Annotated in this window: 29 protein-coding genes; 11 read left to right on the forward strand and 18 right to left on the reverse strand. The window is 66.0% G+C overall.

Going from position 1 to position 25,609, the window contains the following annotated elements; all coding sequences use genetic code 11:
• The first annotated feature begins 51 nt into the window (after positions 1–51).
• Positions 52–812, forward strand: a protein-coding gene (locus QQK18_RS10925) for an IS5 family transposase (RefSeq protein WP_284340373.1) whose coding sequence is annotated in 2 segments (ribosomal slippage) — positions 52–379 and positions 379–812 — 762 coding nt in all. Because the reading frame shifts where the segments join, the coding sequence is not laid out codon by codon here.
• 105 nt (positions 813–917) lie between these two features.
• On the opposite strand, the gene QQK18_RS10930 is transcribed toward QQK18_RS10925, so the two are convergent.
• Genes QQK18_RS10930 through QQK18_RS10950 form a run of 5 tightly spaced genes read right to left on the reverse strand, consistent with a single transcriptional unit; the run spans position 918 to position 3,784 of the window.
• Entirely contained in the window at positions 918–1,202 is a 285-nt protein-coding gene (locus tag QQK18_RS10930; RefSeq protein ID WP_284340374.1) for a hypothetical protein, read from the reverse strand.
• A gap of 9 nt (positions 1,203–1,211) precedes the next feature.
• Positions 1,212–1,964, reverse strand: a complete 753-nt coding sequence (locus tag QQK18_RS10935; protein ID WP_284340375.1) for a TlyA family RNA methyltransferase — start codon at positions 1,962–1,964, stop codon at positions 1,212–1,214.
• The gene (locus tag QQK18_RS10940; protein ID WP_284340376.1) at positions 1,961–2,560 is read right to left on the reverse strand and encodes an SCO family protein; all 600 of its coding nucleotides are present in this window, start codon (positions 2,558–2,560) and stop codon (positions 1,961–1,963) included. Before QQK18_RS10940 ends, QQK18_RS10935 begins: the two co-directional genes overlap by 4 nt.
• A gap of 4 nt (positions 2,561–2,564) precedes the next feature.
• Positions 2,565–2,828, reverse strand: coding sequence for an exodeoxyribonuclease VII small subunit (locus QQK18_RS10945; protein WP_284340377.1), 264 nt, complete (start codon positions 2,826–2,828; stop codon positions 2,565–2,567).
• Between the two features lie 8 nt (positions 2,829–2,836).
• Positions 2,837–3,784 carry a histone deacetylase family protein gene (locus QQK18_RS10950; protein WP_284340378.1) on the reverse strand — a complete coding sequence of 316 codons (948 nt, stop codon included), beginning with the start codon at positions 3,782–3,784 and terminating at the stop codon, positions 2,837–2,839.
• Positions 3,785–3,852: 68 nt separating this feature from the next.
• On the opposite strand from QQK18_RS10950, the gene QQK18_RS10955 reads away from it, so the two are divergent.
• Positions 3,853–4,803, forward strand: coding sequence for an L-threonylcarbamoyladenylate synthase (locus QQK18_RS10955; protein ID WP_284340379.1), 951 nt, complete (start codon positions 3,853–3,855; stop codon positions 4,801–4,803).
• A gap of 16 nt (positions 4,804–4,819) precedes the next feature.
• On the opposite strand, the gene QQK18_RS10960 is transcribed toward QQK18_RS10955, so the two are convergent.
• A complete protein-coding gene (locus tag QQK18_RS10960) occupies positions 4,820–5,755 on the reverse strand; it encodes a DnaJ C-terminal domain-containing protein (protein ID WP_284340380.1) in 936 nt (311 codons plus the stop codon).
• A 270-nt stretch (positions 5,756–6,025) separates the two neighbouring features.
• On the opposite strand from QQK18_RS10960, the gene pdxH reads away from it, so the two are divergent.
• A complete protein-coding gene (pdxH, locus tag QQK18_RS10965) occupies positions 6,026–6,655 on the forward strand; it encodes a pyridoxamine 5'-phosphate oxidase (protein ID WP_284340381.1) in 630 nt (209 codons plus the stop codon).
• A 77-nt stretch (positions 6,656–6,732) separates the two neighbouring features.
• Entirely contained in the window at positions 6,733–7,569 is an 837-nt protein-coding gene (locus QQK18_RS10970; protein ID WP_284340382.1) for a DUF1499 domain-containing protein, read from the forward strand.
• A 63-nt stretch (positions 7,570–7,632) separates the two neighbouring features.
• On the opposite strand, the gene QQK18_RS10975 is transcribed toward QQK18_RS10970, so the two are convergent.
• From QQK18_RS10975 to QQK18_RS10985, 3 genes are all read right to left on the reverse strand, one after another.
• Positions 7,633–8,730: a M24 family metallopeptidase gene (locus QQK18_RS10975; RefSeq protein WP_284340383.1), complete on the reverse strand. Its 1,098-nt coding sequence runs from the start codon at positions 8,728–8,730 to the stop codon at positions 7,633–7,635.
• 191 nt (positions 8,731–8,921) lie between these two features.
• Complete coding sequence (locus tag QQK18_RS10980; protein WP_284340384.1) at positions 8,922–10,511, reverse strand: ABC transporter substrate-binding protein; 1,590 nt, start codon at positions 10,509–10,511, stop codon at positions 8,922–8,924.
• Entirely contained in the window at positions 10,511–11,182 is a 672-nt protein-coding gene (locus QQK18_RS10985; RefSeq protein WP_284340385.1) for a helix-turn-helix domain-containing protein, read from the reverse strand. The genes QQK18_RS10980 and QQK18_RS10985 overlap by 1 nt, the downstream gene beginning before the upstream one ends.
• Before the next feature lie 139 nt (positions 11,183–11,321).
• Here QQK18_RS10985 and QQK18_RS10990 point away from each other — a divergent pair, with 139 nt between their 5' ends.
• The 5 genes from QQK18_RS10990 (at position 11,322) to QQK18_RS11010 (ending at position 15,574) form a co-directional block, all read left to right on the forward strand.
• On the forward strand, positions 11,322–12,404 hold the full coding sequence (locus QQK18_RS10990) for an ABC transporter permease (RefSeq protein WP_379994492.1): 1,083 nt from the start codon (positions 11,322–11,324) through the stop codon (positions 12,402–12,404).
• A gap of 169 nt (positions 12,405–12,573) precedes the next feature.
• Entirely contained in the window at positions 12,574–13,476 is a 903-nt protein-coding gene (locus tag QQK18_RS10995) for an ABC transporter permease (RefSeq protein ID WP_284340386.1), read from the forward strand.
• Complete coding sequence (locus QQK18_RS11000) at positions 13,476–14,309, forward strand: ABC transporter ATP-binding protein (RefSeq protein ID WP_284340387.1); 834 nt, start codon at positions 13,476–13,478, stop codon at positions 14,307–14,309. The genes QQK18_RS10995 and QQK18_RS11000 overlap by 1 nt, the downstream gene beginning before the upstream one ends.
• Positions 14,306–15,058, forward strand: coding sequence for an ABC transporter ATP-binding protein (locus QQK18_RS11005; protein WP_284340388.1), 753 nt, complete (start codon positions 14,306–14,308; stop codon positions 15,056–15,058). The genes QQK18_RS11000 and QQK18_RS11005 overlap by 4 nt, the downstream gene beginning before the upstream one ends.
• A gap of 12 nt (positions 15,059–15,070) precedes the next feature.
• Complete coding sequence (locus tag QQK18_RS11010; protein ID WP_284340389.1) at positions 15,071–15,574, forward strand: GAF domain-containing protein; 504 nt, start codon at positions 15,071–15,073, stop codon at positions 15,572–15,574.
• Here the strand turns inward: QQK18_RS11010 and QQK18_RS11015 are convergent, their stop codons facing one another.
• The 3 genes from QQK18_RS11015 to QQK18_RS11025 all read right to left on the reverse strand — a co-directional run bounded on the left by QQK18_RS11015 (position 15,575) and on the right by QQK18_RS11025 (position 17,265).
• The gene (locus tag QQK18_RS11015) at positions 15,575–16,129 is read right to left on the reverse strand and encodes a flavin reductase family protein (RefSeq protein ID WP_284340390.1); all 555 of its coding nucleotides are present in this window, start codon (positions 16,127–16,129) and stop codon (positions 15,575–15,577) included.
• The gene (fdxA, locus tag QQK18_RS11020; RefSeq protein ID WP_284340391.1) at positions 16,126–16,461 is read right to left on the reverse strand and encodes a ferredoxin FdxA; all 336 of its coding nucleotides are present in this window, start codon (positions 16,459–16,461) and stop codon (positions 16,126–16,128) included. Before fdxA ends, QQK18_RS11015 begins: the two co-directional genes overlap by 4 nt.
• A 195-nt stretch (positions 16,462–16,656) precedes the next feature.
• Positions 16,657–17,265: a superoxide dismutase gene (locus tag QQK18_RS11025; RefSeq protein WP_284340392.1), complete on the reverse strand. Its 609-nt coding sequence runs from the start codon at positions 17,263–17,265 to the stop codon at positions 16,657–16,659.
• 118 nt (positions 17,266–17,383) lie between these two features.
• Here QQK18_RS11025 and QQK18_RS11030 point away from each other — a divergent pair, with 118 nt between their 5' ends.
• Together QQK18_RS11030 and QQK18_RS11035 are read left to right on the forward strand one after the other, a co-directional pair.
• On the forward strand, positions 17,384–18,055 hold the full coding sequence (locus QQK18_RS11030; protein WP_284340393.1) for a helix-turn-helix transcriptional regulator: 672 nt from the start codon (positions 17,384–17,386) through the stop codon (positions 18,053–18,055).
• Positions 18,056–18,149: 94 nt separating this feature from the next.
• The gene (locus QQK18_RS11035; RefSeq protein ID WP_284340394.1) at positions 18,150–19,400 is read left to right on the forward strand and encodes an HAD family hydrolase; all 1,251 of its coding nucleotides are present in this window, start codon (positions 18,150–18,152) and stop codon (positions 19,398–19,400) included.
• Positions 19,401–19,404: 4 nt separating this feature from the next.
• Here the strand turns inward: QQK18_RS11035 and QQK18_RS11040 are convergent, their stop codons facing one another.
• From QQK18_RS11040 to QQK18_RS11065, 6 genes are all read right to left on the reverse strand, one after another.
• Positions 19,405–20,604, reverse strand: coding sequence for an ABC transporter permease (locus tag QQK18_RS11040; RefSeq protein WP_284340395.1), 1,200 nt, complete (start codon positions 20,602–20,604; stop codon positions 19,405–19,407).
• Positions 20,601–21,296 carry an ABC transporter ATP-binding protein gene (locus tag QQK18_RS11045; RefSeq protein WP_284340396.1) on the reverse strand — a complete coding sequence of 232 codons (696 nt, stop codon included), beginning with the start codon at positions 21,294–21,296 and terminating at the stop codon, positions 20,601–20,603. The genes QQK18_RS11040 and QQK18_RS11045 overlap by 4 nt, the downstream gene beginning before the upstream one ends.
• A complete protein-coding gene (locus QQK18_RS11050; RefSeq protein WP_284340397.1) occupies positions 21,293–22,762 on the reverse strand; it encodes an efflux RND transporter periplasmic adaptor subunit in 1,470 nt (489 codons plus the stop codon). The genes QQK18_RS11045 and QQK18_RS11050 overlap by 4 nt, the downstream gene beginning before the upstream one ends.
• Entirely contained in the window at positions 22,762–23,259 is a 498-nt protein-coding gene (locus QQK18_RS11055) for a hypothetical protein (RefSeq protein WP_284340398.1), read from the reverse strand. The genes QQK18_RS11050 and QQK18_RS11055 overlap by 1 nt, the downstream gene beginning before the upstream one ends.
• A gap of 345 nt (positions 23,260–23,604) precedes the next feature.
• A complete protein-coding gene (locus QQK18_RS11060; RefSeq protein ID WP_284340399.1) occupies positions 23,605–24,813 on the reverse strand; it encodes a sensor histidine kinase in 1,209 nt (402 codons plus the stop codon).
• Positions 24,810–25,466, reverse strand: a complete 657-nt coding sequence (locus QQK18_RS11065) for a response regulator transcription factor (protein WP_284340400.1) — start codon at positions 25,464–25,466, stop codon at positions 24,810–24,812. Before QQK18_RS11065 ends, QQK18_RS11060 begins: the two co-directional genes overlap by 4 nt.
• Between the last annotated feature and the right edge of the window lie 143 nt (positions 25,467–25,609).

The following is a 25,609-nucleotide window of genomic DNA, read 5'->3' on the forward strand; positions in this document are numbered from 1 at the left end:
ATTCCCCTTGGTTGGCAAATCAGATTCAACGCTGGCTTTTGGAGGCTGGCGATGGATGGCGAGGTTCTGCGGGACGATCAGTGGGAGAAGGTAAAGCCGTTCGTGCCGGGTGGGCGCAAGGGCAGGCGCGGGCCACGCAGCGACGGGCGTCGGTTCTTCGATGCCTTGTTGTGGATGGCGCGTTCAGGTGCCCGTTGGCGGGATCTTCCGGAGCGTTTCGGCCCCTACCAGACGGCCAAGCGGCGCTATTATCGCTGGATCGAGATGGGGGTGTTCGATCGCCTGTTCGAGGCCGTGGCCACCGATCCCGACCTGGAATGGCTGGCCATCGACGCCACCGTCATCCGGGCGCAGGCCCAGGCCGCCGGTGCGCGGCGTAAAAGGGGGGATCTCAAGCCCAAGCTCTCGGCCGCTCACGCGGCGGCTTCGGGACCAAGATCCATGCTGTCGTAGACGCGCTCGGCCTGCCGGTCCGCTTCGAGATCGGACCCGGCCAGCAGAACGACATGGCACCGGCTTGCCAACTCGTCGCTGGCCTGGCATCGGGCAAGGTCCTCGCCGATCGCGCCTACGATGCCGACAGCCTGCACGACGTCATTCTCAATGAGGGCGGCGAGCCGGTCATTCCGCCGCGCCGCCACCGCAAGTACCAGCACCGCTACGACAAGTTCGCCTACCGACAGCGCTGGGGGATCGAAGGTTTCTTTGCCAAACTCAAGCAGTGGCGGCGCATCGCCACTCGCTACGACAAGCTGGCAGCCAATTTCCTCGGCTTCATCAAGCTCGCAAGCATCATGCTGTGGCTCAAATAGCTAAATTGTCACTACAACCTAGAGCGTTTTCAGCAAAAGTGGACACCACTTTTGCGGTTCGAAAACGCGCAAATTCAAAGATATCCGGAGCTTTCCCGTTTCGACTTAATCGGAACGGGAAAAGCTCTTGCGCTTGCGCGGGCGGGTGCGCCGCAGCGTTCTGCGGATGCGATTGTCCGCCCGCTCCTCGATGAAACCGATGGCGTTGTCGAGCCAGCTATAGCGTTGGCGCAGGAACCAGACGAAGCGCCGTATCAGCTTGTTGGTCGCAATGAGCAGGAACAGCGACACCGCCATCAGCGGTACGCCGAGGGGAAGCGGCGTGGGCGTGAGCAACAGCCCCATGAGGAACAGGACGACGAGGACCGGTGTCAGCAGGTAGTTCAACATGTGAACTCTTTACGTGGCGCCCCCGCCAGTCTTGCTGAACACTGTGACAGTTTCTTTGTTCCCGTCGCCGCCGGTAATAGGCGAAGCCACCGATTGCCGGTGCGTCCAGCCTTGGCGCGCCATGAATTCGATGGTGTCGGCGAGCGCCCGTGTGATCGCCTGCGTGTCTGTGACGATCCCGCCCTTGCCGACATGGGCCGGACCGACCTCGAATTGCGGCTTGAACAGGATCACTGCGTCGGCCCCGGGCCGGCAGAGCGAGAGCGGCCCGGCGAGCACCTTGGCGAGCGATACGAAGCTGATGTCGCAGACGAGGAGGTCGATGGGATCAGGAATCAACGTCGCCGTCAGGTCGCGCGCATTGGTACCCTCGAGACTGACGACGCGGCGGTCTCGAGCAAGGGTCTCATGCAACTGCCCGTGCCCTACATCGACAGCAAAGACAAGCCGCGCGCCGCGCTCCAGTAGCACCTGGGTAAAACCACCGGTCGAGGCGCCAACGTCGAGACAGACTTTGTCGGTGACCGCGAGGCTGCCGGCATCGAGCCCTGCAATGAGCTTCAGCGCTGCCCGGGAGACGTAGTCGGCCGCCGGATCGTCGAGCGTGATCGCGTCCTCGGGTCCCACCAGCTGGTGCGGCTTGGCCGCGATCGTGCCATTGACCGTCACCGTGCCGCGCTTGATGGCATCTCTTGCCCGCGCCCGGCTCGGCAGCAGCCCGCGTGCCTCGAGCGCGAGGTCCAGGCGGATACGCGCGTTCACCCCTGGACCAGCCCGCGGATCTTGCCGAGAGCGCTCTCCGTCGGCTCCTCATAAGCGATAGTGCCCTCGAACGCGCCGTCGGCGCCAACGAGAAACACGGAGGCCGTGTGGTTGACGGTATAGTATTCGCCTTCGCCGGCCTTCTCGGAGAACACGCCGAACGCGGCCTTGGTCGCTTCCGTCTGCTCCGTATCGCCGACGAGCCCGATGATCGACGGATCCCAGCCAGACAGGTACCCGCGTACGGTCTCGATATCGTCGCGCTCCGGATCGACGGTCACGAAGATGACGCGCAGATCCTGCGCGGTGAGATCCAGGGCTTCCTTCCACATCGTGGTCTCGGCCAGTGTTGTCGGGCAGACGTCAGGGCAGTGCGTGAAGCCGAAGAAGACGAGGCTTGGTGTGCCACGCAGGTCCTCCTGCGTGAAGGTTTCACCCGTCGTTGCCGTCAGCGCGAATGGCGTGCCGGTGATTGCGAGCGGTCGGGCAGGGGGGCGCAGCAGGTAGAGCGCGGTCGCGCCGATGGCAACGACCACGACAAGGGCCCAAAGGACAATGCGGAAGTTGCGCAAGGTGCGATTGGAGGTATCCGTCATCCGCTTATTCCGCGTCGAGCGGCTCGGTGCCCAAAGGCTTTCCTTCGCGCGAGAGCGTGATTTTCTCGATTCGTGCCTCGGCCGTCTTCAACAGCGCCTCGCAATGGGCCTTCAGGGCCTCGCCGCGCTCGTAGATGGCGATGGATTCGGCCAGCGGCGCCCTGCCGCTCTCGAGCTTGCCGACGATCTCTTCGAGCTGGGCGAGTGCCGCCTCGAAGCTCAGGGACTTGATGTCGTCATGAATGGTTTCTTGGGTGGTTTCGGCCATTTCGGCTCCTATTCCTTGAGATCGCCCACCGCGCCGTCCATCAGCATGGCCACGTGGTGGGATACGCCCCCGGCCAGTCCCTTGAGGTCATAGCCGCCCTCGAGGAGCGAGACAATGCGGTTGCCGCAGGCTCGCTCGGCGATGTCCATCAGCTTGCCCGTGAGCCACGCGAAGTCATCGGGGACCCAATCGAGCTGGGCGAGAGGATCGCGGTGGTCGGCGTCGAATCCGGCCGAGATCAGCATGATGTCCGGCGAGAAATCGATGAGCGCCGGCAGGACGCTGTCGCGGTAGGCGTCGCGCATCGCGCTCCCGTCCGAGTGGGGCGGCAGCGGCACGTTGAGGATGTTGCCCACCCCGGTCTCGCTCGGGTGCCCTGTGCCCGGATAGAGCGGGAACTGGTGGCTCGAGGCATAGAAGATGTTGGGGTCGTCCTGGAAGATATCCTGGGTGCCGTTGCCGTGGTGGACGTCGAAATCGACGATGGCGATGCGCTCCGCCCCGTGCTTGCGCTGCGCCTCTCGTGCGGCAATGGCGATGGTGTTGACGAGGCAGAACCCCATGGGGGTGTCCCGCTCGGCGTGGTGCCCGGGCGGTCGGATGGCGCAGAAGGCGTTGTCGGCTTCGCCCAGCACCACGGCTTCCAATGCCGCCAGCGCGCCGCCCAGGGCAGTTGCCGCCGCATCGAGCGAGCCCGAAGAGATGAAGGTGTCGGCATCGACCTGGCCGATGCCTTCGGCCGGTCGCGCATCGCGCAGCCGCTGCATGTAGCGGGGTCCGTGAACCAGCTCGGCGAGTGCCAGGTCGACCGACGGCGCGTCTCGCCGCAGGAGCTCGTCGAAACGCGATCTGGCCAGAGCGTCTTCGATGGCGCGGATGCGGTCGGCCCGCTCCGGGTGACCTTCCGGCGTCACATGGCTCTCGAAGTTCTGCTGGCTGATGAGAAGCGTCGTCACGGTCCGCTTACCCCTGCGCGTTGATGGCCTTTCTTGACGGCAAGCCCGACCCTTGTCAAACAGCCCCGATGAGCGCGCATGAAGAGTTGAACGCCGATCCCCTGACCGTTGCGGACGCCGCGGCGCTGCTGCGAGCGGGCCGCGTGTGCGCCTTTCCCACCGAGACCGTCTATGGGTTGGGTGCCAATGCCACCAACTCGGACGCGGTGCTTGCCATCTACGAGACCAAGGGCAGGCCGCGCTTTAACCCGCTGATCGTCCATTGCGCCGATCTTGCCATGGCCGAAACGGTGGCGGTGTTTTCGCCACTTGCCGGGGAGCTGGCCCGGTTTTGGCCCGGCCCGCTGACCCTCGTGTTGCCGGTCAACGCCGATGCGGGACTCTCCGATATCGTGACGGCCGGTCTCCAAACCGTGGGCGTGCGCATTCCCGACCATCCTCTGGCGCTGGAACTGATCGCCGCCGTCGGCCGCCCGCTCGCCGCGCCTTCGGCCAATCCTTCCGGCAGGCTTTCGCCCACGACCGCCGAGCAGGTTCGCCGCGGCTTTGCCGGCCGTGTGCCGGTCCTCGACGGTGGTCCGTGCCGCGCTGGTGTGGAATCGACCATCCTTGCCGTCGACGGAGATGAGGTCGTGCAGCTTCGCGCTGGCGCTTTGGCGCGAGAGGCGGTGTCCGAGGCGATCGGCCGGCCGATCGGAGTTGCCGCCTCCGAAGCAGCCATTGCGGCGCCCGGCATGCTGTCCAGCCACTATGCGCCGGCCGCTAGCCTGAGGCTCGACGCGGCCGCGCCGGAGCCAGGGGAAGTCTACCTCGGTTTCGGTTCACCTCCCGCAGGTCACGACTCCGCCGTCAATCTCTCGCCGTCCGGTGATCTGCACGAAGCGGCGCGCAATCTCTTTTCCGCGCTCCACGCGCTCGATGCGACCGGCGCGCCGCGCATCGCGGTTGCGCCGATCCCGGAGACCGGGCTGGGCGAGGCCATCAACGACAGGTTGAAACGCGCCGCCGCCCCGCGCTGAGCGGCTCAAAAGAGGGCTAATCGCGTACCGTATAAGGCTTCTGGTCGCGCCAGAAGCGCATCAGGCTTTCGAGATCCGGATCCCCTCCCGGCGGCAGCACGACCTTGACGTTGACGTAGAGGTCGCCGTCTCCGTAGAGCCCTTTGCCCTTGAGGCGCAGGGACTTCGAGGTGTCGACGCCCGGCGGCAGGTTGAGCTCTACCGGCCCGTCGAGGGTCGGGACCCTGACCTTGACGCCCAGCACCGCCTCATAAAGCGTGATTGGCAGATCGGTCCGCAGGTCATGCCCGTCGAGCCGGAACGTCTTGTGCTTTTCGAACTTGATCGTTACCAGCGCATCGCCCGGCTCGCCGACCGGCGAGGGTTGGCCCTGGCCCTTCAGACGGATCTGCTGGCCGTCCTCGACCTTCTTCGGCAGCTTGACCGAGAGCATCTTGCCATTGGGCATGCGAACCTGGATCGAGCCGCCACGGTGTGCTTCCTCCAGCGACACGGCGGCGACGGCGGTGAAGTCCTCGCCCTTTATGCCGGTACCGCGCTGCGCGGTACCGGCAAATGGATCCCACTGGGTTTCGCTGCTGAAGGTCGTGCGCCCACCGCCGCGCGGTTGACCGCCGAACCCGCTCATGAACTCCTTGAGAATGTCCTCGGCCGAAAAGGCGCCTGCGCCCGGGCGCGCGCCGCGCGTCGCGCCGGCAAAGCCGCCATTACCGAAACCGGCAAACCGCGGATTGCCCTCGGCATCGATCTCGCCGCGGTCGAACTGGGCGCGCTTGGTCTTGTCGCTCAACAGGTCATAAGCGGTCGTCGCCTCGGCGAACTTTGCTTGGGCGCTGGGATCATCCGGGTTCTGGTCAGGGTGATAGGCCTTGGCCAGTTTGCGGTAGGCGGACTTGATGTCCTTTTCGCTGGCCGACCGGGTCACCCCGAGTACGCTATAGGGGTCGCGCATCGTCTCCAATCGATTCGTTCGGGCGTGACCGGCCGAGTGGATACCACTTTTGCCGCGCGGTCACGCAGGATTCAGTTTCATCGGTTCCGACCGCCGGCTTGGCCGCACGGACGCAACCCAGGCTTTGTCGTCGCAACGAACGAAAAGCCGATATCCACCTTTCGCTCATTGCTATGGGGCGTTGCACGCCCTGCTCTTCGCCTTCTATATGGCGAGCGGGTGGTGCCTTGTCCAGTGAGCGGACCAGAGCGCCGAGTGAGGTTGCACGCCATGACAGAACCGCTGACCACACGACTTTTCGACGACGAAGACGCCGGGGAAATCGATCCCTTTGTGCTTTTCGAGGAGTGGTTGGCGATGGCGGCAGCCAACGAACCCAACGATCCGCACGCCATGGCGCTGGCGACCGTCGACGCAGATGGCCTGCCGGACGTGCGCATGGTGCTCATGAACGCGCGCAGCGAACGCGGCTTCGCCTTCTTTACCAATTTCGAGAGCGAGAAAGGCCGGCAACTCGCGACCAACCCGCAGGCGGCGATCGTCATGCACTGGAAGTCGATCCGCCGGCAGGTCCGCATGCGTGGACCCGTCGAGGCCGTAGCGCCTGAGGAGTCCGATGCTTATTTCGCTTCGCGCCCCAAGGGCTCGCAGATCGCCTCTTCCGTATCGCGCCAGTCGCGCCCACTGGCGAGCCGCGCCCTGCTGACGGCGGCGGTAGCCGAACTCACCGCCGAGGTCGGGGAGGGATCGCTCTCGCGCCCGGCGCACTGGTCCGGTTTCCGCCTCGTGCCGCTGGCCATCGAATTTTGGAAGGACGGGCAATTCCGCCTCCACGACCGTGTGCGGTTCACCCGCGTGGCGCCGGAGGCTCCCTGGAGCCGCACGCGGCTTTATCCCTGATGTCGAAGCCGATTCGCGATTTATTCAATTTAAGGCGATAGTCAGGTCGCCATAACCTGACAACCTGCCAGGCCGCTTTGCGCATCCTCATCCGCACATCGAAATGGGCCATTTGGGCGCGACGGCTGGCGAGCTTCTCGCTGCCGCTGCTCGTCATCCCGGTGCTGCTGCACCGCCAGAGGCTGATCGAGAGCGCGACGTTCCACACCATGCTCGCCGTCGCGCTCGTCGTTGTCGTCGCCACGGTACTCACCGCGCTCATTGCGCTGGTCCGTCTCTGGTTCACCGGCGATAAGGGCTGGGACCGGGGGTTCGTCGCCCTTGCCGTCGGCCTTGCCTGTCTTGCCCCGTTCGGCTGGGCAGCAACGATGGCGGCGCGCTATCCGCAGGCAACCGACATCGCCACAGCCGATCGGCAGCGCCTGCCGCTGCTGCTCGACGAGGCGACTGCCACTATGAGCCCGCCGGTACGGCCGAGTCCGTTCACGCTCGAAGCCGTCTTTCCCAACGTCAAGACGCGCACTTATCCGCTCAACGCCCAGCAGGTCTATGATGTGGCCTTGCAGCTCGTTGAGGAGCGTGGCTGGCAGGTGCTTGCCAGGAACGGGCCGATAACGCCCGATGGCGAAGGCCGCATCAATGCCCGCGTAACGACGCTGTTGGGCTGGCTCGACGACGTGGTGATCGCCGTCGCCGGCGGCGAGGAGGGCGCCAGCATCGACATGCGCTCGGTCTCGCTCGCCGCCAGCCACGATCTCGGCGCCAACGGCCAGCGGATCGAGGAGTATCTCGCAGCCTTCGATACAGAGGTGACGGAGTTGCTGCGCGACAATCCCAACCTTACCGAGCCGATCATCGAGGCGCCTGCAACGGGTGCCCCGATCGACGTGCCGTTGCCCCCGCCGCGGCCCTGACGATTACTCCTATTGCGCAGCGCCCAGTGCGGCGAGCCACTCGCGCATTTGCTATGATCGCGATCAAATCCGCGCCGCATCGCGCGGCAGCTCGGAGAAGATTTCGGCACCATCGGCCCTGATGATGACGATCTCCTCGAGCCGGATGCCGAAGCTCCCAGCAAGATACACGCCAGGCTCGATGGAAAACACCATGCCTTCCTCGAGCACGGTCTCGGAGGTGGCCGTGATATAGGGCGCTTCGTGGATGTCGATGCCGAGGCCGTGGCCGGTGCGGTGGAGGAAGTTCTCGCCATACCCGGCCGCCGTGATGACGTCGCGCGCCGCCTTGTCGACGTCTTTCGCCCTGGCGCCTGGTTTTGCTGCGGCGATCGCGGCCCTGACCGCATCATCGACGATCGACCGCACCTTGTCGAACTCAGCCGAAGGGGTCCCGATATGGGCGACGCGGGTCATGTCGCTGGGATATCCGCCGATGCGCCCACCGATGTCGATCAGCACCGGATCGTTCTCTTTGAGCCGAGTTTCTCCGGTGTGATGGTGCGGAAAGGCACCGTTTCCGCCGAAACAGACGCTGGTGAACTCCGGCACCGCGTCATTGGCCTTGTAGAAGTCGCGGATGGTTTCAGCGACCTCGCGCTCGGTGATGCCGGGCTTCAAAGCCGCGAACCCCGCCTGCATGGCCCGGTCGTTGAGAAGCGCGCTGGCCTTTAACGCTCTGTACTCGTCCTCGTCCTTGCGTGAACGCAGATACCCCACCGTGTTCTGGGTGAAGTTGCGCCGGGCGTCCGGCAGCGCGTCGAGCAGCATCAGGGCAAAATCGGCGCGCATGGTCTCGTCGAGGACGACACTTGCATCGTTGCGGTCAATGCCCGTGGCATCGATAAGCCTGGTGAGGGCCGCGTCCGGACCTTCGGCGTCACTCCAGGCAAAGAACGGCAGGTCGGTATGCTGGCGCACGCTGTCCACATTGAGCGCCGGCATCAGGAAGCCGGCAAAGCCCTTGGAGACGAGCAACATCACAGGCCGTTCGTCGCCATGCGGGGAAACGCCGGCGAGCCAGACCATATGGCTCGAGGGGCCGATGGCAACGAGATCGGTGCCGGTCTCGGCCATGCGGGCGCGCAGGTTGGAGAGGCGGGCAAAGAGGGTAGGTGTCATGGTCGTGCTCGGACTGAATTGCGTGGAGGAAGGGCCCTCACCCGGCCCCTTTGGGGCCGACCTCTCCCCAGAGGGGGGGTGAAGCTCGGTGTTTGGGATCAGCACTGGCGGCCCACCCATCGTCCCCTCGCCCCTCTGGGGAGAGGGTCAGGGTGAGGGGCCTTAGGCTCCCTCACCCCGATCGCAGTAGACTATTCCTTCGTCACTAGCCGGTAGAAGACAAAGTCCGAGGTTGCGCCGTTGACGTAGCCTTCGACGTTCTCGGCCATGGCGACCTGATAGGCGGCCTGGAACATGATGACGATGGGCGAAGTCTCCTGCACCTTCTTCTGCAGGTCGAGATACATCTCTTCACGCTTTGCCGGGTCGGATTCGGCCAGTGCGGCCATGGTTTCCTCGTTCATCTCGGCCGGAACCGCCCACGAATTCCGCCAGGTGGTGGTCGCCTGATAGTTGTCGTCCGAGTTGTCGGAGTTGTAGGCGAAGGCCTTGGCGTTCGAATGCGGGTCCATGAAGTCCGGGCCCCAATAGAGGAGCATGGCCTCGTGGGTACGCTCACGGTATTTGGTGATGACCTGCGCGCCCGTTCCCGGGATGATCTCGAAGTTGATCCCGGCCTCGGCGAAGGTCGCCTGCAGCGATTGCGCCATGTCGGTGAAGGGCGTCGAGTTGATGACGTCGAGGGTGACGCTGATCGGCAGCTCGATGCCGGCGTCGGTCAGGATCTGCTCGGCCTTTTCCGGGTCGTAGGTGAATGGCGTATCGGTCAGCGCGCCAGGGAAGCCTTCGGGCCAGAACGCCTGATGGATCTCCATCTGCCCGTTGAGGAAGGTCGAGGTCATGCCCTCATAGTCGACGAGATAGCGCGCCGCTTCCCAGACCGCCTCGGGAGTGAGGGTTTCGGTCTTCTGGTTGAACGAGAGGAAGTGCACGGCCGCCTGTGGGAACGTTTCGACCTTGACCGCGTCGCCGGAGAGGCTCGAGATCTGGTCGGGCGTCAGGTTCTTGGCCATGTCGACGTCGCCGGAGGTCAGCAGCAGTTGCTGCGTTGCCGCCTCGGCCACGTGGCGGATGATGACCGAATTCACCGCCGGCGCGCCCTTGAAATAGTCCGGGTTCGCCTCGAGGCGGATAATCTCGGCGGGTCGGTAGTCGGCGAGGCTGAAGGCGCCCGAGCCAGCCGAGTTGGCATTGAGCCAGGCATTGCCCATGTCGCCGTTTTCCTCGTGCTCCATGACCGTCAGCTCATCGACGATCGAGGCCGGGCGGGCGGCAAGCACGTTGAGGACGAATGCCGAGGAGAAGTCGCCGTCATATCTGACGGTGACGGTGTTTCCGTCTGCGGTCACCATCTCCTCGATGTTCTCGGGCGTCCAGCCGAGCTGGGTGAGGATGAAGGCGGGGGTGAGGTTGAGCGTGACGACGCGCTTGAACGAGAACACCACGTCCTCGGTCCGCACCGGATTGCCGGAGTGGAAGGTCGCCCCGTCCCGAAGGGTGAAGGTGATGGTCTTGTTGGCCTCGTCGACGCTCCATTCGGAAGCAAGGCCGGGCGCTAGCACCGTGGTGTCCTCGGCATCGTACTGCACCAGCCGGTCATAGACGTTGGTGACGAGCTCGCCGGAGGTGAACTCATAGGCCTGGGCCGGATCGATGGCGACGATGTCGTCGATATTCTGGGCGACCACCAGCACGTCGGCCGGGGTGGCGGCGAAGGCCGGGACGGCGCCGAGCGGCAGCGTCAGGGCGGTGGCGAGCAAGGCGGCTCGGAAGAGCTTCATCAGCGTTTCTCCTTGTGTGTGACGATTTTTTTGGCCGGCTTGAGGCTGCCGGGTTTGTGCGTCGCCTCCGGCAGGAGCTTGGGCTTTGCCGAAGAGCGGAAGAGGGCCAGCGTGCCGGTCCACAAGAGTTTGGCCGGTTCTGCCGTGTGGTTGGACCAGGAGTGAGGGCGGTTGCCGCGGAAATGCAGGCTGTCGCCGGCGCTCATGACCATCTCCTGGTCGTCGAGCCGTTGGGTGATCGAGCCCTCGAGCACATAGAGGATCTCCTCGCCCTCATGCGCGACCGTCTCCGACCGATAGCCGGGCGGTACCGTCATGACGAAGGACGAGAGCACGTTGCCCGGGAAATCCGCGCCCAGCCGCTCGTAAATGATCGAGGATCCGTCGATGGAGAAACGCTGCCGTTCGCTGGCGCGGGTCAGCGCCTCACGCGCGGTTGGCGCGGCGATGAAATAGTCGATGCCGACGCCGAGCCCCCGGGCGATCTGGGCAAGCGTACCGAGCGAGGGCGTCGCGTGATCGCGTTCGACTTGGCTGAGATACCCGACCGAGACGTCGGCGGCATCGCCCAGCGCCTGCAGCGTCATGTGGAGCTGGCGCCGCCGGGCGCGGATGAGCGCCCCGACCTTCGGGTGCCCGTCGTCCTCGGTCCTGGCCAGCACCGAACTCACCGTCTCCGCTCCCACCAAAATTTTTTTGATATAAGCAAAGTTTCTTGTATGCTCCAAGTGAAATGTGACGGAACGTGACAGTCGCCCGCAGGCTCGTGCGGCTGCAAATGATTGTTTTTCTTCGGGAGTTTTCGGGCGGGTGAGTTTCGAGCCGCAGACGGAACCGGTAGGCGCGGCAGGCGCGTCCGCCACCCTCGGACGGCGACGCGTGCTGCGCGGTCTCGGCGGCATTGCCGGCTTCATCGTCACCATCGCGCTCACCTTCCTCGGCCTTCTCGCCATCACCTTCTTCATCGGCCGCGTCATCCCTATCGATCCGGTCCTCTCCGTGGTCGGCGACCGGGCGACGGCTGCGGTCTACGAGGCGGCGCGCGTCGCCATGGGGCTCGACCAGCCCCTGCCGGTGCAGTTCGCCAACTACGTCGCCGACGTGCTCTCGGGCGATCTCGGGCGCTCCGTCTCGACGGGACGTCCGGTGATCCAGGACCTCAGCCGCTTCTTTCCGGCGACGCTCGAGATGGCCACCATCGGCATTCTGATCGGCGTCGCGCTCGGCGTGCCGATGGGGGTGACGGCCGCCAGCCGCCAAGGCAGTTGGACCGACCAGGTGATCCGCGTCGTCGGGCTCCTCGGCTACTCGGTGCCGGCCTTCTGGCTGGGTCTCGTTGGGCTTGCGGTCTTTTATGCGCGCCTGCGCTGGGTGGGCGGGCCGGGGCGCCTCGATATCTTCTACGACGGCCTGGTGCCGCCGGTGACCGGCCTCATCCTCGTCGATAGTCTCATTGCCGGCGACATCGACATTTTCTGGAACGCCGTCACCCACCTCGTCCTGCCGGCCTCGGTGCTCGGCTTCTTCAGCCTCGCCTATATCGCACGCATGACGCGCTCGTTCATGCTCGACCAGTTGAGCCAGGAATATGTCACCACCGCCCGCGTCAAGGGCGTGCCCGAGCGCCTCGTCATCTGGCGGCATGCCTTCAATCCCATCCGCGTGCCGCTGATCACCGTCATCGGCCTTTCCTATGCCGGGCTCCTCGAAGGCTCGGTGATGATCGAGACGGTGTTCTCCTGGCCCGGCATCGGCAATTATCTGACGACGGCGCTGCTCAACGCCGACATGAACGCCGTGCTCGGCGCAACGCTGGTCATCGGGGCCGTTTTCATCTTCATCAACAAGATATCGGACGTGCTCTACCGCGTCCTCGACCCGAGGGCGCGGTGATGGTTCCGATGCGTCGCTGGATCGGCACCCCCTTCCCATCCTCCCCCACAAGGGGGGAGGTGAAGGTCAGTGCTTTTGGAAGAATGTTGCCACAACCCGAATGCGGCACCTCCCCCCTTGTGGGGGAGGATGGGAGGGGGGGCTCGCAGGCCGAGCACGGAGGTCTCGCATGACCGCCCGCGACTGGCTCCTCGACGATTCCCCGTCCTCGCGCCTGCAGGCGAGCCTCGGCCGTTTCTACCGCATCGCCGTGGCGCTGATGCGCAACCCGCTCTCGGTGCTGGGCGGGATCATCATTCTCGTCCTGATCGTCACCGCTATCGGCGCGCCGTGGATCGCGCCCTATTCGGCGATCGGCCAGGACCTCGCCAACCGGTTGATGCCGCCTTCGGCCGCCCATTGGATGGGCACCGACGAACTCGGTCGCGATATCTTCTCGCGGGTCGTCTGGGGCTCGCAGATCACCCTGACCATCGTCCTGCTGGTTGCGGTGATCGCGGCACCGCTTGGCCTCTTGATCGGCGCGGTTTCAGGCTATTTCGGCGGCTGGGCAGACCGCGTTCTCATGGGAATCACCGACATTTTCCTGTCGATGCCCAAGCTCATCCTGGCGCTCGCCTTCGTTGCCGCGCTCGGCCCCGGCATCGAGAACGCCATCATTGCCATCGCCATTACCACCTGGCCGGCCTATGCGCGGATCGCCCGGGCCGAGACGCTGACCTTCCGCAGCTCCGAGTTCATCTCGGCGGTGCAGTTGCAGGGTGCCTCCCCACTGCGGGTGATTGTGCGCCACATCCTGCCGCTCTGCACCTCCTCGATGATCATCCGCGTGACCCTCGACATGGCCGGCATCATCCTGACCGCCGCCGGTCTCGGCTTCCTTGGCCTCGGCGCCCAGCCGCCACTGCCCGAATGGGGCGCGATGATCTCGCGCGGGCGCACCTTCATCCTCGATCAGTGGTGGGTGGCCACCATGCCCGGGTTCGCCATTATCCTCGTCAGCCTCGGCTTCTGCTTTCTCGGCGATGGTCTGCGCGACGTGCTCGATCCCAAGCAAGCGGACAAGCACTGATGGCCCGGCTCCTCGATATCGAGAACCTCACGGTCAGCTTCCCGACGCCCCGAGGCCGCGCCGAAGTGGTCAAGGGCATCTCCTTCACCCTCGGGCGCGAACGGCTGGGAATCGTCGGCGAAAGCGGCTCGGGCAAGTCGATGACCGGCCGCTCGATCCTGAAGCTCATCCGCCCGCCGGGGCGCGTCACCGCCGACCGCATGACGTTCGATGGCATCGACCTCACGACGCAGAGCGAGCGCGACATGCGCGACATCCGCGGCGCCCGCATCTCCATGGTCATGCAGGACCCCAAGTTCTCGCTCAATCCGGTGATGACCGTCGGCGAGCAGATCGCCGAGGCCCTGGTGACGCACAAGAAGCTGCCGCGCCGCGAGATCGACGAACGGGTGATCGCCATGCTCGAAGCCGTGCGCATCGACGATCCGGCGCGGGTGGCCGGGCTCTATCCACACGAGGTCTCGGGCGGCATGGGTCAGCGGGTGATGATCGCCATGATGCTGATCCCGGAGCCGGACCTGCTGATTGCCGACGAACCGACCTCGGCGCTCGATGTCTCGGTGCAGGCGCAGGTCCTCGACATCATCGACGATCTGGTTCGTGACAAAGGCATGGGGCTCATCCTCATCAGCCACGACCTCAACCTTGTCTCGCGCTACTGCGACCGCATCCTGGTGATGAATGCTGGCACGATCGTCGAGGAATGCGCGGCCGGCCAACTCGAAAACGCCACGCACCCCTATACGCGCGGACTTCTCGCCGCGATGCCCACCATCGACGAGGCCCGCGAGGAACTGCCCGTGCTCGACAGAACCCTGTGGGCCGGCACATGAGCGCCATCACCCTCTCCGACCTCGACATCTCCTATGGCGACACCAAGGTGGTGCACGCCATCAACCTCGACATCGCCGAGGGCGAGAGCTTCGCGCTGGTAGGCGAAAGCGGCTCGGGCAAATCGACGGTGCTGCGTGCTATCAGCGGGCTCGCGCCCGATTGGGAGGGACGGATTTCGGTGCTCGGCAAGGCGCGCAGCCACGGCGTCGACCGGCAGGTGGCGCGGCATTGCCAGATGGTCTTCCAGGACCCCTATGGCTCGCTGCATCCGCGAAAGACCGTCGATGCGACGCTCTCCGAACCGCTCGCCGTTCACGGGCTCTCCAACCGTGGCCCCCGCGTCGAGGCGATGCTCGCCGCCGTTGGCCTCGACCGGCGCTTCCGCTTCCGTTTTCCCCATCAGCTCTCGGGAGGCCAGCGCCAGCGTGTCGCCATCGCCCGCGCGCTGATGCTCGAGCCCAAGATCATGCTGCTCGACGAGCCGACCTCGGCGCTCGACGTCTCGGTACAGGCGGAGATCCTCAATCTTCTGAAGCGCCTGCGCCGCGAGCAGGGACTGACCTACCTTCTCGTCACCCACAATCTGCCGGTCGTCTCGTTCCTCTGCGATCGCCTCGCGGTGATGCGGCACGGGCGCATCGTCGAGGTGGCGAGCGTTGCGCAGCTGAAGGCCGGCGCGCTCGTCGAGCCTTATTCCAAGGAATTGCTGGCCGCCAGCGGCGGCCATGCGCAAACCGTCTCCACCTGAAGGTATTTGTGAATGACGCAAGACACGATCAACGCGGCCATCGCGCAGTTCGACACGGCCATCGCCAGGGCGAAAACGGGCGAAGAGGCGTTCACGGCGCTGCAGGCGCTGACGCAAGCGCTGGTCGGCGCCAAGCTCTTCACATTCATGAGCGTCGACATGGAAGCCGAACTCGCGCGCCGGGCCTATACCAGCGACCCCGCGAGCTACCCGGTCTCGGGGACCAAGCCGATCCGCTACGATGCCTGGTTCGACCTCGTCCACAAGGCACGCGAGTATTTCATCGCCAATACGCTCGCCGACATCGCCAAGGTCTTTCCCGACCATGAACTCATCGGCTCGCTGGGCTGTGGATCGGTGGTCAACATGCCGGTGATCCTTGGCGATGAGCTCGTCGGCACGCTCAACATGCTGCACGAGGAGCAGTACTACACGCCCGAGCGGGTGGAGCTGATCCGCACGTACCTGTCCGTTCCGGCTAAACTCGCGGCACTGGTGGCGCTGAGGCAGGCGTGATCAGCGCAGTTGCGCGTATCCCCGCCGGTGCCAGATCAGGGGTTGCTTGGCGGGCGCGACCTCAGTCTCGATGACGCCGCCGGCAAAAAGCACATGGGTTTGTGTTTCGATAGAACCGACGAGCTCGCAGTCGAGGGCGACGGCCGCGCCGTAGAGCAGGGGATTGCCTGAGGGCCAGTTTCCCCAGACACCGAAGGAGAAGCGGTCGAGCCCCACCGATCGGTCGTCGAACTTGCCGGCAAAAGCATCGCCGATGATCTGCTGATCGCTGGCGAGCATAGTGAGCGAGAAGCCGCGCGACTTGACAATGAGGTCGGCAAGCCGGCTGGTGATGTTGATCGAGGCGAGGATCGAGGGCGGCTCGAGGGCGAGCGAGAAGACGGCGGTTGCCGTTCGCCCCAGCGTCTCGCCCTCATGGGCGGCGGTGACGACGCTGACCGTCGAGGCCATGTGCGACATCGCCTCGCGGAAATCCGCGCCGCTGACCGCCGGCTGGCTTGTATCGGAGAGGTGCAGCGTGCCGGCCGCCAGCAGATCGATCACCGGCACGGTCACGATCCCGTCCCCGGCTTTTCCGAGAACAGGTTCAATTTGTCCGGCACGCCCTGCATCTCCTTGGCGTTGGCGGGAACCTCGCCGATCTCGGTGATGTTGGGCCAGATCCGCGCATATTTGCCGTTGAACTCGACCCATTCGTCATCGTCCGCGGTGAGCGCGGGGCGGATGGCCTCGACCGGACACTCCGGCTCGCAAACCCCGCAGTCGATGCACTCGTCCGGATGGATGACGAGCATGTTCTCGCCCTCATAGAAGCAGTCGACGGGGCAAACCTCGACGCAATCCATGTACTTGCAGGCGATGCACTGCTCGGTGACGATGTAGGTCATAGTCAGGCTACCGATATGGCGGCACGCCCCCTCATCCGGCGCTTCGCGCCACCTTCTCCCACGGAGAGGAGAAGGGGAGGCGGCCTATTCCAAGCTTCGTACAGAACGGCCTTTTCGCACCGAAAGCAACGGTGGTCACCCCTCCCTTCTCCCCTTCGTGGGAGAAGGTGCCCCGCAGGGGCGGATGAGGGGGGCTTACGCCGCGTTCAAATTCGCTTCGGCGAACTCGTAATTGGCGAGTTTGTCGAGGAAGTTCGTCACATAGTCCGGCCGGCGATTGCGGAAGTCGACGTAGTAGCTGTGCTCCCAGACGTCGAGGCCGAGCAGCGGCTTGCCTTCACCGGTTGCCAGCGGGTTGGACCCGTTGGGTGTCTTGGTGACCTTGAGCTTGCCGTCGGTGCCGAGCACCAGCCAGGCCCAGCCGGAGCCGAACTGGGTGGTGGCGGCGGTCTTGAACACGTCCTTGAACACGTCGACGCTGCCGAAATCGGAGGCGAGCTTGGCTTCGAGCCCACCGGGGATGCCGCCGCCATTGGGCGAGAGCGCCTGCCAGAAGTGAATGTGGTTCCAGTGCTGGCCGGCATTGTTGAACACCGGAGCCAGGTCCGGCTTGTCCTTGACCAAGGCGATGATCTCCTCGAGCGACTTGCCCGCGAGGTCGCCGTTCTTTTCAACGAACCCGTTGAGCGCCGTCACATAAGCCTGGTGGTGCTTGTCGTGATGGAGTTCCAGCGTCTCCTGGCTCATGCCGCGGGCGGCCAGCGCGTCGTGGGCATAGGGCAGGGCGGGGAGGGTGAAGGACATGGGGAGGTTCCTTTCGGTTTCGGCGCCGCGCTTGCATTCGGCGCATCGCCTGTTTAATTTCCAAGCACTATCTTTGAAAAACATGCCGAGGAATATGTCAAGCGACAGCTTGGAAAATATGCAGTGGTCGCCGCGCAGCCCCGGCGAGCGGGTGCTGATGGCCCTGAAGATGCACGGGGCTGTCTCGGCGGCCATTCTCGGCCGCATGCTTGGCACCACCGGCGAGGCGGCACGCCAGCAACTGGCGCGGCTGGCAGAGGACGGGCTGGTGGCGGCAACGAGCGAGGCCAGGGGCGTCGGCCGTCCGACCCAGTATTGGAGCCTCACCGCGGCCGGTGAGGCTCGTTTTCCCGATACCCATGCGGCGCTGACCGTGCAGCTGCTCGCGATCGTCCGCGAGGATCTGGGCGAGGAAGCACTCGACCGGATCATTGCCGTGCGTGAGGCGCGGACCGCCACCGCCTACCGGGCCGCCATGGAAGGGACCGCGAGCCTGCGCGACCGCGTCGCCGCCCTGGCGAAACTGCGCGCCCAGGAAGGCTATATGGCCGACTGGTGGGAGGAGGCGGACGGCACGCTGATGCTGGTCGAGAACCACTGCCCGATCTGCGCGGCCGCCATCGCCTGCCAGGGCTTCTGCCGGGCAGAGCTCGAGGTCTTCCAGTCCGTCCTCGGCCCCGACGCCGCCGTCAGCCGCAGCGAGCACATCGTCGCCGGCGCCCGTCGCTGCGCCTATGTGGTCCGGTCGGCCGCTGCCCTCACGGCACCCGGCGCGGTGACTGCGGCGTAAGCCCTCTCCGCTGCGCGCAAGGGTGCGAAGATTGCGCAAAACGATTAGAAGCTTTCGAGCCGATCAGTCCGCCTTCGAATCGAGTAACGCACCTATGAACTACGACCCCCGGCGCTCCGTGCGCGCGCCGCTCTCGAGCAGCGATCTCTCCCTTGCCAGGCGCCTGGCGCCGGTCATCCGCTTTGCCGCCAACGAACCGTTCCTGCCGAGCCATGTCGGCGTGACGGTGTTCGATGCGCCGGGCACTTCATCCTCGGCGCCGCTCGAGGTCACCTTCGGACCGGGCGTCGCCCGCGTCATCGAATACGCCATCTGGTGGGACTGGGACATCGGCCACCTCTACGAGCTCGAGCACGTGTGGCTGAAGCTCGACGGGAAGGATAACATCGTCAGCATCGACGCCAGTGCCCATGGCCGGCTCTTTGCCATGACGCGGCCGGATGGAAGCCTGCCGGTCGAGGACGGGCGGGTGACGCTCTATTCCGAACCCGGCAAGCACGCCTTCCACGCCGCGCCCGATGCGATCATCGCCAAGAAGCGGGAGATGACAGCCGCCTGCCGCGAGCTCGCCGGCATAGATGGCGTGCTCATCAACGAAATGTTCGAGCAGCGCTTTTCTCACGTCACGGCCGAAAACCACCGCGCCGTGCGCCGCCATCTCGAGACGCACGCCTTCGAACCCTCGTTCGAGTTCAGCCAGCGCTTCGACCTCTCCGAAGTGCACTTCCTCTCCTGGCCGGACCTCTATGAATACATCGCCGCGCGCGTGCCCGAGGTGATCGGCGAGGTCGGGGCCGACAGCAAGTTGATCAAGGCGGTGCTGCTCGACAGCGGCGACACGCTGGTCGACGAGGGCACGGAAGTCTTCGACGGGGAAGGATACGTCATCGAGGCCGAGTTGATCCCCGGTGCGCGCGAGATGGTCGAGGCCCTGGCCCGCGAGGGCTACCGCATGGCGCTCGTCGCCGACGGCCGGGTGCGCAGCTTCGAAACCATCCTCGGGCGCCACGGCATCCGCCCGCACCTGTGCGCCGAGATCATCTCGGAAGCCGTCGGCTGCGACAAACCGGATCCGCGCATGTTCGCGGCCGCGCTCGATGCGCTTGGCCTGTCGGCCGAGGATGCCGGCCAAGTGGTGATGATCGGCAACCACCTCACTCGCGACATCAAGGGCGCCAACCGCCTGGGGCTGATCAGCATCTGGCAGAGCTGGTCCTCCCGCCGCAGCCGCTTGCCGGCAGACGGCGAGGAGGTGCCCGACTATACCGTGCGCACGCCCGGCGAAGTGCCGGAGGTGCTGGCCCATATCGAAAGGGTGATGGCGCGGGACAAAAAGCTCGACTGACCCCTCAAGCCGCCAGCGCTTCGGTGGGCGCGAGCCGGGCTGCGCGGATGGCGGGATAAAGCCCGGCGATGCCGCCGATGGCGAGGGTTGCGAGCGTCCCGCCGGCAAGGACCCAGGGCGGCACCACGGCGGGCCACCCCTGCAGCGCCGCATAAGCGGCGGTGACGGCAGCGCCGAGCGCCATGCCGGTGCCGCCCCCCAGCGCCGAGAGCAACAGCGCCTCGCCGAAGAACTGAATGCGGATGTGACCGCGCGTGGCGCCCTGCGAGCGGCGCAGCCCAATCTCCGCCCGCCGTTCGAGAACGGAGATGACCATGGTGTTGGCAACCCCGATCCCCCCGATGAGGAGAGCGACCGCCCCGAGCCCGAGCAGGAGCCCGGTGAAGGCGACATCCGCGGCAGCCTCGGCCGCAAGGGCGTCGGAGGGCCGGGAGATGTCGACCTCGTTGGGGTCTGCCGGATTGGCGGTCTGCGCCAGGATATCGCGGACCGCTTCGACGGCATTGGGGTCCGTGCGCAGATAGAGCGTCGTGATATCGCCTTCGAAATCGAGATAAGCCTTTGCGGCTGGCCAGCCGATCAACGCGGCATAGTCGAGTTCGGGTGCGAGCGATGCGGGCGCCAAGATACCGATGACGGTGAACCACTGCCCGCCCAGCCAGATCTGAGTGCCGATCGTATTGGCGCCGATGCCCAGCCGTGCGGCGGCCCGGGCGCCCAGCACGACCGTGGGGTAGGTGGCCGTGGCGGCATTGAGCCAGGTGCCGTAGGCGAGCTCGGCGCTGATTGTCTCGATGAGGTCGAGCCGCGCCGCGTAGACCGCCATGCCGCCCGTCTGAGCCTCGGGGATCTCGCGGTTGCGATAGACATTGACGTCGGCGAGCTGGCCGACGGCGCTGACCGCGCTGACCTCTGGGATATGCCCGACCATGGCGACCGATGCGTCGGGCAGGGTCGCCGCCTCGCCGAAAAAGCTGGTGCCCGGTTCGGCGGTCAGGAGGTTCGTGCCGAGCGCGGCAAGCAGATGGTTGAGCTGGGCGCGGCTCGAGGTCGAGATGCCGACCACCGCGACCATCGCCGCAATGCCGATGGAGATGCCGATCGCCGAGAGCACGACGCGCAGCGGGCGGGCACGGAGGCCATAGGCGGCGAGCCGCACCACGTCGAGCGGATTGAGTCGCGCCGGTCGCAGCGCGACGCTCATGTCGAAACGCTCCGCTCGTCGGCAACGATCCGGCCATCGAGCATCGAGACCTGGCGGTCAAATCGTGACGCGAGCGCCCGGTCGTGGGTGATGACGACGACGGCCGTCCCCGCCTCGTGGAGAGAAAGCAGTAATTGCATGACGGTTTCGCCCGAGCGGCTGTCGAGGGCGCCGGTCGGCTCGTCCGCCAGCAGCAGCAGCGGCTGGCGCGCGACGGCGCGGGCGATGGCTGTGCGCTGTTTCTCGCCGCCCGAGAGCTGGTGCGGCTTGTGGCCGAGGCGATGCCCGAGGCCGACCGCGACCAGTGCTGCCTCGGCCGCCGCCCGGCGGTCCCTGAGGCTCATGCCGGTATAGAGGAGGCCGTCGGCGACGTTGTCGAGCGCCGATACGCCCGGCGACAGATGGAAGTGCTGGAAGACGAAGCCGATCCGGCGGGCGCGCAACGCCGAGAGGGCGCCATCCCTGAGGCTGGCGACATCGAACCCGTCGATGACGGCGCGCCCGCTCGTCGCCTTGTCGAGGGTCCCCATGAGGTTGAGCATGGTGGATTTGCCCGACCCCGATGGCCCGACGATCGCCATCAGCTCGCCGCGCGCAACCGTGAGGTCGACCCCGCGCAATGCCGCCACGCTTCCGGGATAGGTGCGCGCGACAGCCTCGAGACGGACGATCGCTTCGCCGGACGCGCTCATCCTGGCACGCCCACCAGCGTGCCCTCGGCGATTCCCTGGCCCGAGACTTCGACGCGGCCCTCGGCGAAAAGGCCGGTCTCGACCGGCACGAGGCGGCTCGTTTGCCCCTCGATCAACTCGACGACAAAGCCGCCCCCGGACTGCGCCAGCAGCGCCGTCACGGGCACGAAGAGCACGTCGTCGCGCCGGTCGCTGACGAACTCGACATCGACCGCGGCAATGTCGAGCGTGCCGAGGGCCTGCTGGTCGGGGATGTCGATGGTCACCTCGATCTCGCCATCGGTGACGACGCTGCCGACGGTCGCGACGGCCCCATCGACCTCGGTCCCGTCCGGCAATGTGACGACGACGGCGCCGCCTTCGGTTGCGAGCGGGCGGTCGGCAACCGTCAGCGGAACCGTGACCGACCTTTGCGTGCCCGTATAGTCGAGGACCGTCAGGCGCTCGGACGAAGTGTCCGAGACGGTCTCGCCGACGCTGGCCACGTGCTCGGCGACCTTGACGGCCTCCGGCACGACGAAGATATGCGCCGGTTCGATGATGCCCGTTGCTGGCAGCCCCGCATCGGCCTGCCAGGTACGCACCATCGATGCGAGGGTGCCGGCATAACCGAGCGCGGCAAGGTTCGCTTGGATCTGCTCCACGTCGCTCGCGCCCGAGGCCTGCGCCTCGAGAGTGGCCAGGCGGTCATCGAGATCGACGAGCGCCCGTTCGGCCGCAGCGATGGCCTCCTCGGCCGCCGCGAGATCGATCTTGGCGGCTGACACCTGTTCGCGCGCGTTCCTGGTGGCCGCCTCGATCGCGGCGCGCGCGGCCGTGAGCTCGCGCTCGGCAGCCGTCACCTCGGTCGACGGGGCGACATTGGCGGCGGCCAGCCGTTGCACCCGCTCGAGGCGCTCCTCGGCCGAGCGGACGGCGCCGGCAAGGTCGGCGAACTCGGGCGTTGCCGGCTCATCGGCATGGCTGTCGGTAAGCCGGGCGCGCGCCGTGGCGAGCCGCGCCTCCGCGTCCGCGCACCGCGCCTTTTCGGCCGCAAGCTTGAGCGTACCGGCCCTGACCGTATCCCGCGCGGTTTCGAGCTCCACCCATTCGATGCTTTCGGCGGTAAAGCGCAGCGTACGGTATTGCGGAAAATCGCCATAAAAGACGATCGCTGGCTGCCCGTCTATGGCAAAGAGCGGCTCGCCGCGCGCAACCGTCGTGTCCTCGGACGCGAGCCAGGTCACCATGCCCGTCCCGGACTTGAGGCGCGGGCGCACGGACGAGAGATCGCCGAACCCCAGCGTGCCGGTGACCGTGCGGGTCTCGACGATGGGGCCACGCCGGACCTCGGCCGTTGCCGGCGGCAGGCGGGAACGGCCGGGCGATGGCTCGGCGTTCGTCCCGTTCCAGGTAAAGACCACGACGGCCACGGCACCGCTGGCAAGAACTGCGGCCGCGCCGATCGCAATGAACCTCGATCGCATCACCCACCGATGCGCATCGGCACGTTGCCAAGCCCGCGCCTGCACGCCGACATCGCGGCCTCGAAGGCAGGGCTTTGCGGGTTGATGCCCGCATCGGCAAGAGCGGAAAGGTCGAAGTTGCCCGACGAGCTGGGGTCGGGAAATCCGGCTATGCCGCTCTCGCGCATGCATTGTGAAAGGTCGAGAAGCGCGTCCATCTGCTCGGCCGACGGCTTGTCGTCGGAAAAGCCCGGGGGCGCCAGATCCCGGCACGCCTGGCTGGCGGCACGAAACCGCGGCGCCGACTGCGGGTTGACCCGCATCTGCAGCCGGCCGTCGGGCGTGGGGTCGGGGAACTCGGTAAAGCCGTTCTCACGCATGCATTGGGCATAGGCGAGGGCGGCTTCTTGGTCGTCGCCGGTTGGCTGCTGCGCGGCAACGCCGAGGTTGATGGACAATAGAACGCCGACTGTCGCCCATTTGAGTGAGGTCGGCGCGCGCTTTACCGGTCTGGTCATGGATCGATCTCCTTTTGGTCGAGACCGTTCTAGGAGATCGGCTGTTAGACCGCCGTTAGAGCACCGGGGTTTGCGATGACGCAAAGCGCACCTGACCTTGTGCTTCCTGCAGCATCGCGTCACCCCCTCCTGGCCTCCCCCATCAAGGGGAGGTGAGCGTTTGTGCCTTTGGTGAGATCGCGCCACACACACTGGCTTTGGCTAGGTACTCGTGGCACGACTTTGCCAAGCCCGCCAGACCGGCACCTCCCCCCTTGTGGGGGAGGTTGGGAGGGGGGTCTTCTTCGCATCCCGAATTATCCCACCCCGCCGGACCGTCCCCACCCGACCCACGCGAGCCCCCAGTCACGTACCGGGCGAAATCACGTCGTCCCCGACATCCCCCGCCGCCGGCAGCCGCACCGTCACGGCAAGCCCGCCCTCGGTGCGCGCGACCGCCTCGACCTCGCCGCCATGGGTACGAGCCACCGAGCGCACGATCGATAGCCCAAGCCCGGCACCGCGCGTGATCGCCCTCCGCCCCGGCTCTGCGAGCCGTTCGCTCGATTTCAGCCGCCGGAACGGCTCGAAGAGGCTCGCGATTTCGTAGGACGGCACCTGCGGTCCGCTGTTCTCGACACGAAGCGTCGCCTGGCCATCTTCCATGCCGGTGGCGATCCGCACCCAGCCGCCTTCGGCAAGGTTGTACTGGATGGCGTTCTCGACAAGGTTCTGCACCAGCCGCTCGAGCAGGAACCCGTCGCCGAGCATCGGAGCCGGCCGCACGTCCGCATCGAGGCGCACGCCGACCTTGTCGGCAATCGTCACCTGCTCGTTCACGACATGGGCGGCAACCTCGCAAAGGTCGAGGGGGTGCCGTCCGGCCGCGCCCTCCTCGCTGCCGGCAAGGGTCAGGAGGCCGTCGATCAGCCTCTCATGCCGCTCGTTGACGGCAAGCAGCGTCGTGCCGAGCTGGCGCACGGAGGCGTTTGCCTTGGCCTCCATCAGCGCCACCTCGATCAGGGTGCGGGTGATGGTCAGCGGTGTGCGCAGCTCGTGCGAGGCGTTGGCGACGAACCGCCGCTGGCTGTCGAACGCACGGTCGAGGCGTTCGAGCATCGCATCGAGCGTGTCCGCCAGATCCTTGATCTCGTCGTTGGGGCCAGCAAGGGCAATCCGCTCATGAAGGCTGCGGTCGGCGACGCGGCGCGCGGTGAGGGTGATGTTGCGCAGCGGCTGAAGAGCCTGTCCCGCCACAAGCCAGCCGATGATACCCGCCGCGATGGTCAGTACCGCAACGAAGACCCCGGATGCGATCAGCATGGTTTGCAGCGTGTCGACCCGCGCCCGGCGGATCATGATGTCCACGACGCGGCGCGTTTGGTCGAGGGCGCCGGGCGTCTCTTCGAGCGGCGGCGCCCCGGGGGCGGTGCGGATCATGAACTGCTGTTCGAGCACCTGGCCGAGGAAAAGGTAGATGAAAGCGATCAGCGCCACGCCCGCGAGCAAGAATGCGCCGGCGTAAAGCAGCGTCAGCCGGGTGCGGATGGTCCAGGGGAAGCCGAGGATCTTCATTTCAGCCGGTACCCTACCCCCTGGACGGTTTCGATCACCGGGGGATCGCCAAGCTTGCGTCGGACATTCATCACGGTAAAGCGCACCACCCCGGTAAACGGGTCGATCTGTTCGTCCCAGGCCTTTTCGAGCAGGTGCTCGGCCGAGACCACGCCGCCATCGGCTTTCATCAGTTCGGCGAGCACGGCGAACTCCTTGCGCGAGAGCGGCACCGGCCGGCCCTCGCGCTCAACCAGGTGACGGTGGAGATCGAGCCGGATACCGGACCGCGTAATGACCGGCGGCGTTGCCGGCCGCGCCCGCCGCCCCAGCGCTTCGATCCGCGCCACGAGCTCGGCAAAGGCGAACGGCTTGGTGAGATAGTCGTCCGCCCCAAGCCCCAGCCCCGCCACCCTCTGCGTCACGGCCGTCGCCGCCGTCAGCATCAGGATCCGCGTCTCGGCCCCGGCGGCGACCAGGTCCCTGCACACCTCGTCGCCACCAACGACCGGCAGATCCCGGTCGAGAACGACGACATCATAGTCGTTGACGCCCAGCCGCTCGAGCCCGGCCGCGCCGTCAAAGGCGACATCGACCGCCATCGCATGATGCCGGAGCCCCTCCGCAATCGATTGGGCCAGCTGCCGCTCGTCCTCGACGACTAGCACACGCATGTACGTCTCCGTGGTTGAACCGTACGGGGGCAAAACGGGCGCGGACCGCCGCTCCCAACGCCATAGCCCCGCAGGGCTATCGCATACGACACGGACCGGACAGAGCCACGATGTTCACACCAATGCGGCCTCGGCTTCCGAAC

It is taken from the genome of Devosia nitrariae, from assembly GCF_030160115.1.
Lineage (GTDB): Bacteria > Pseudomonadota > Alphaproteobacteria > Rhizobiales > Devosiaceae > Devosia > Devosia nitrariae.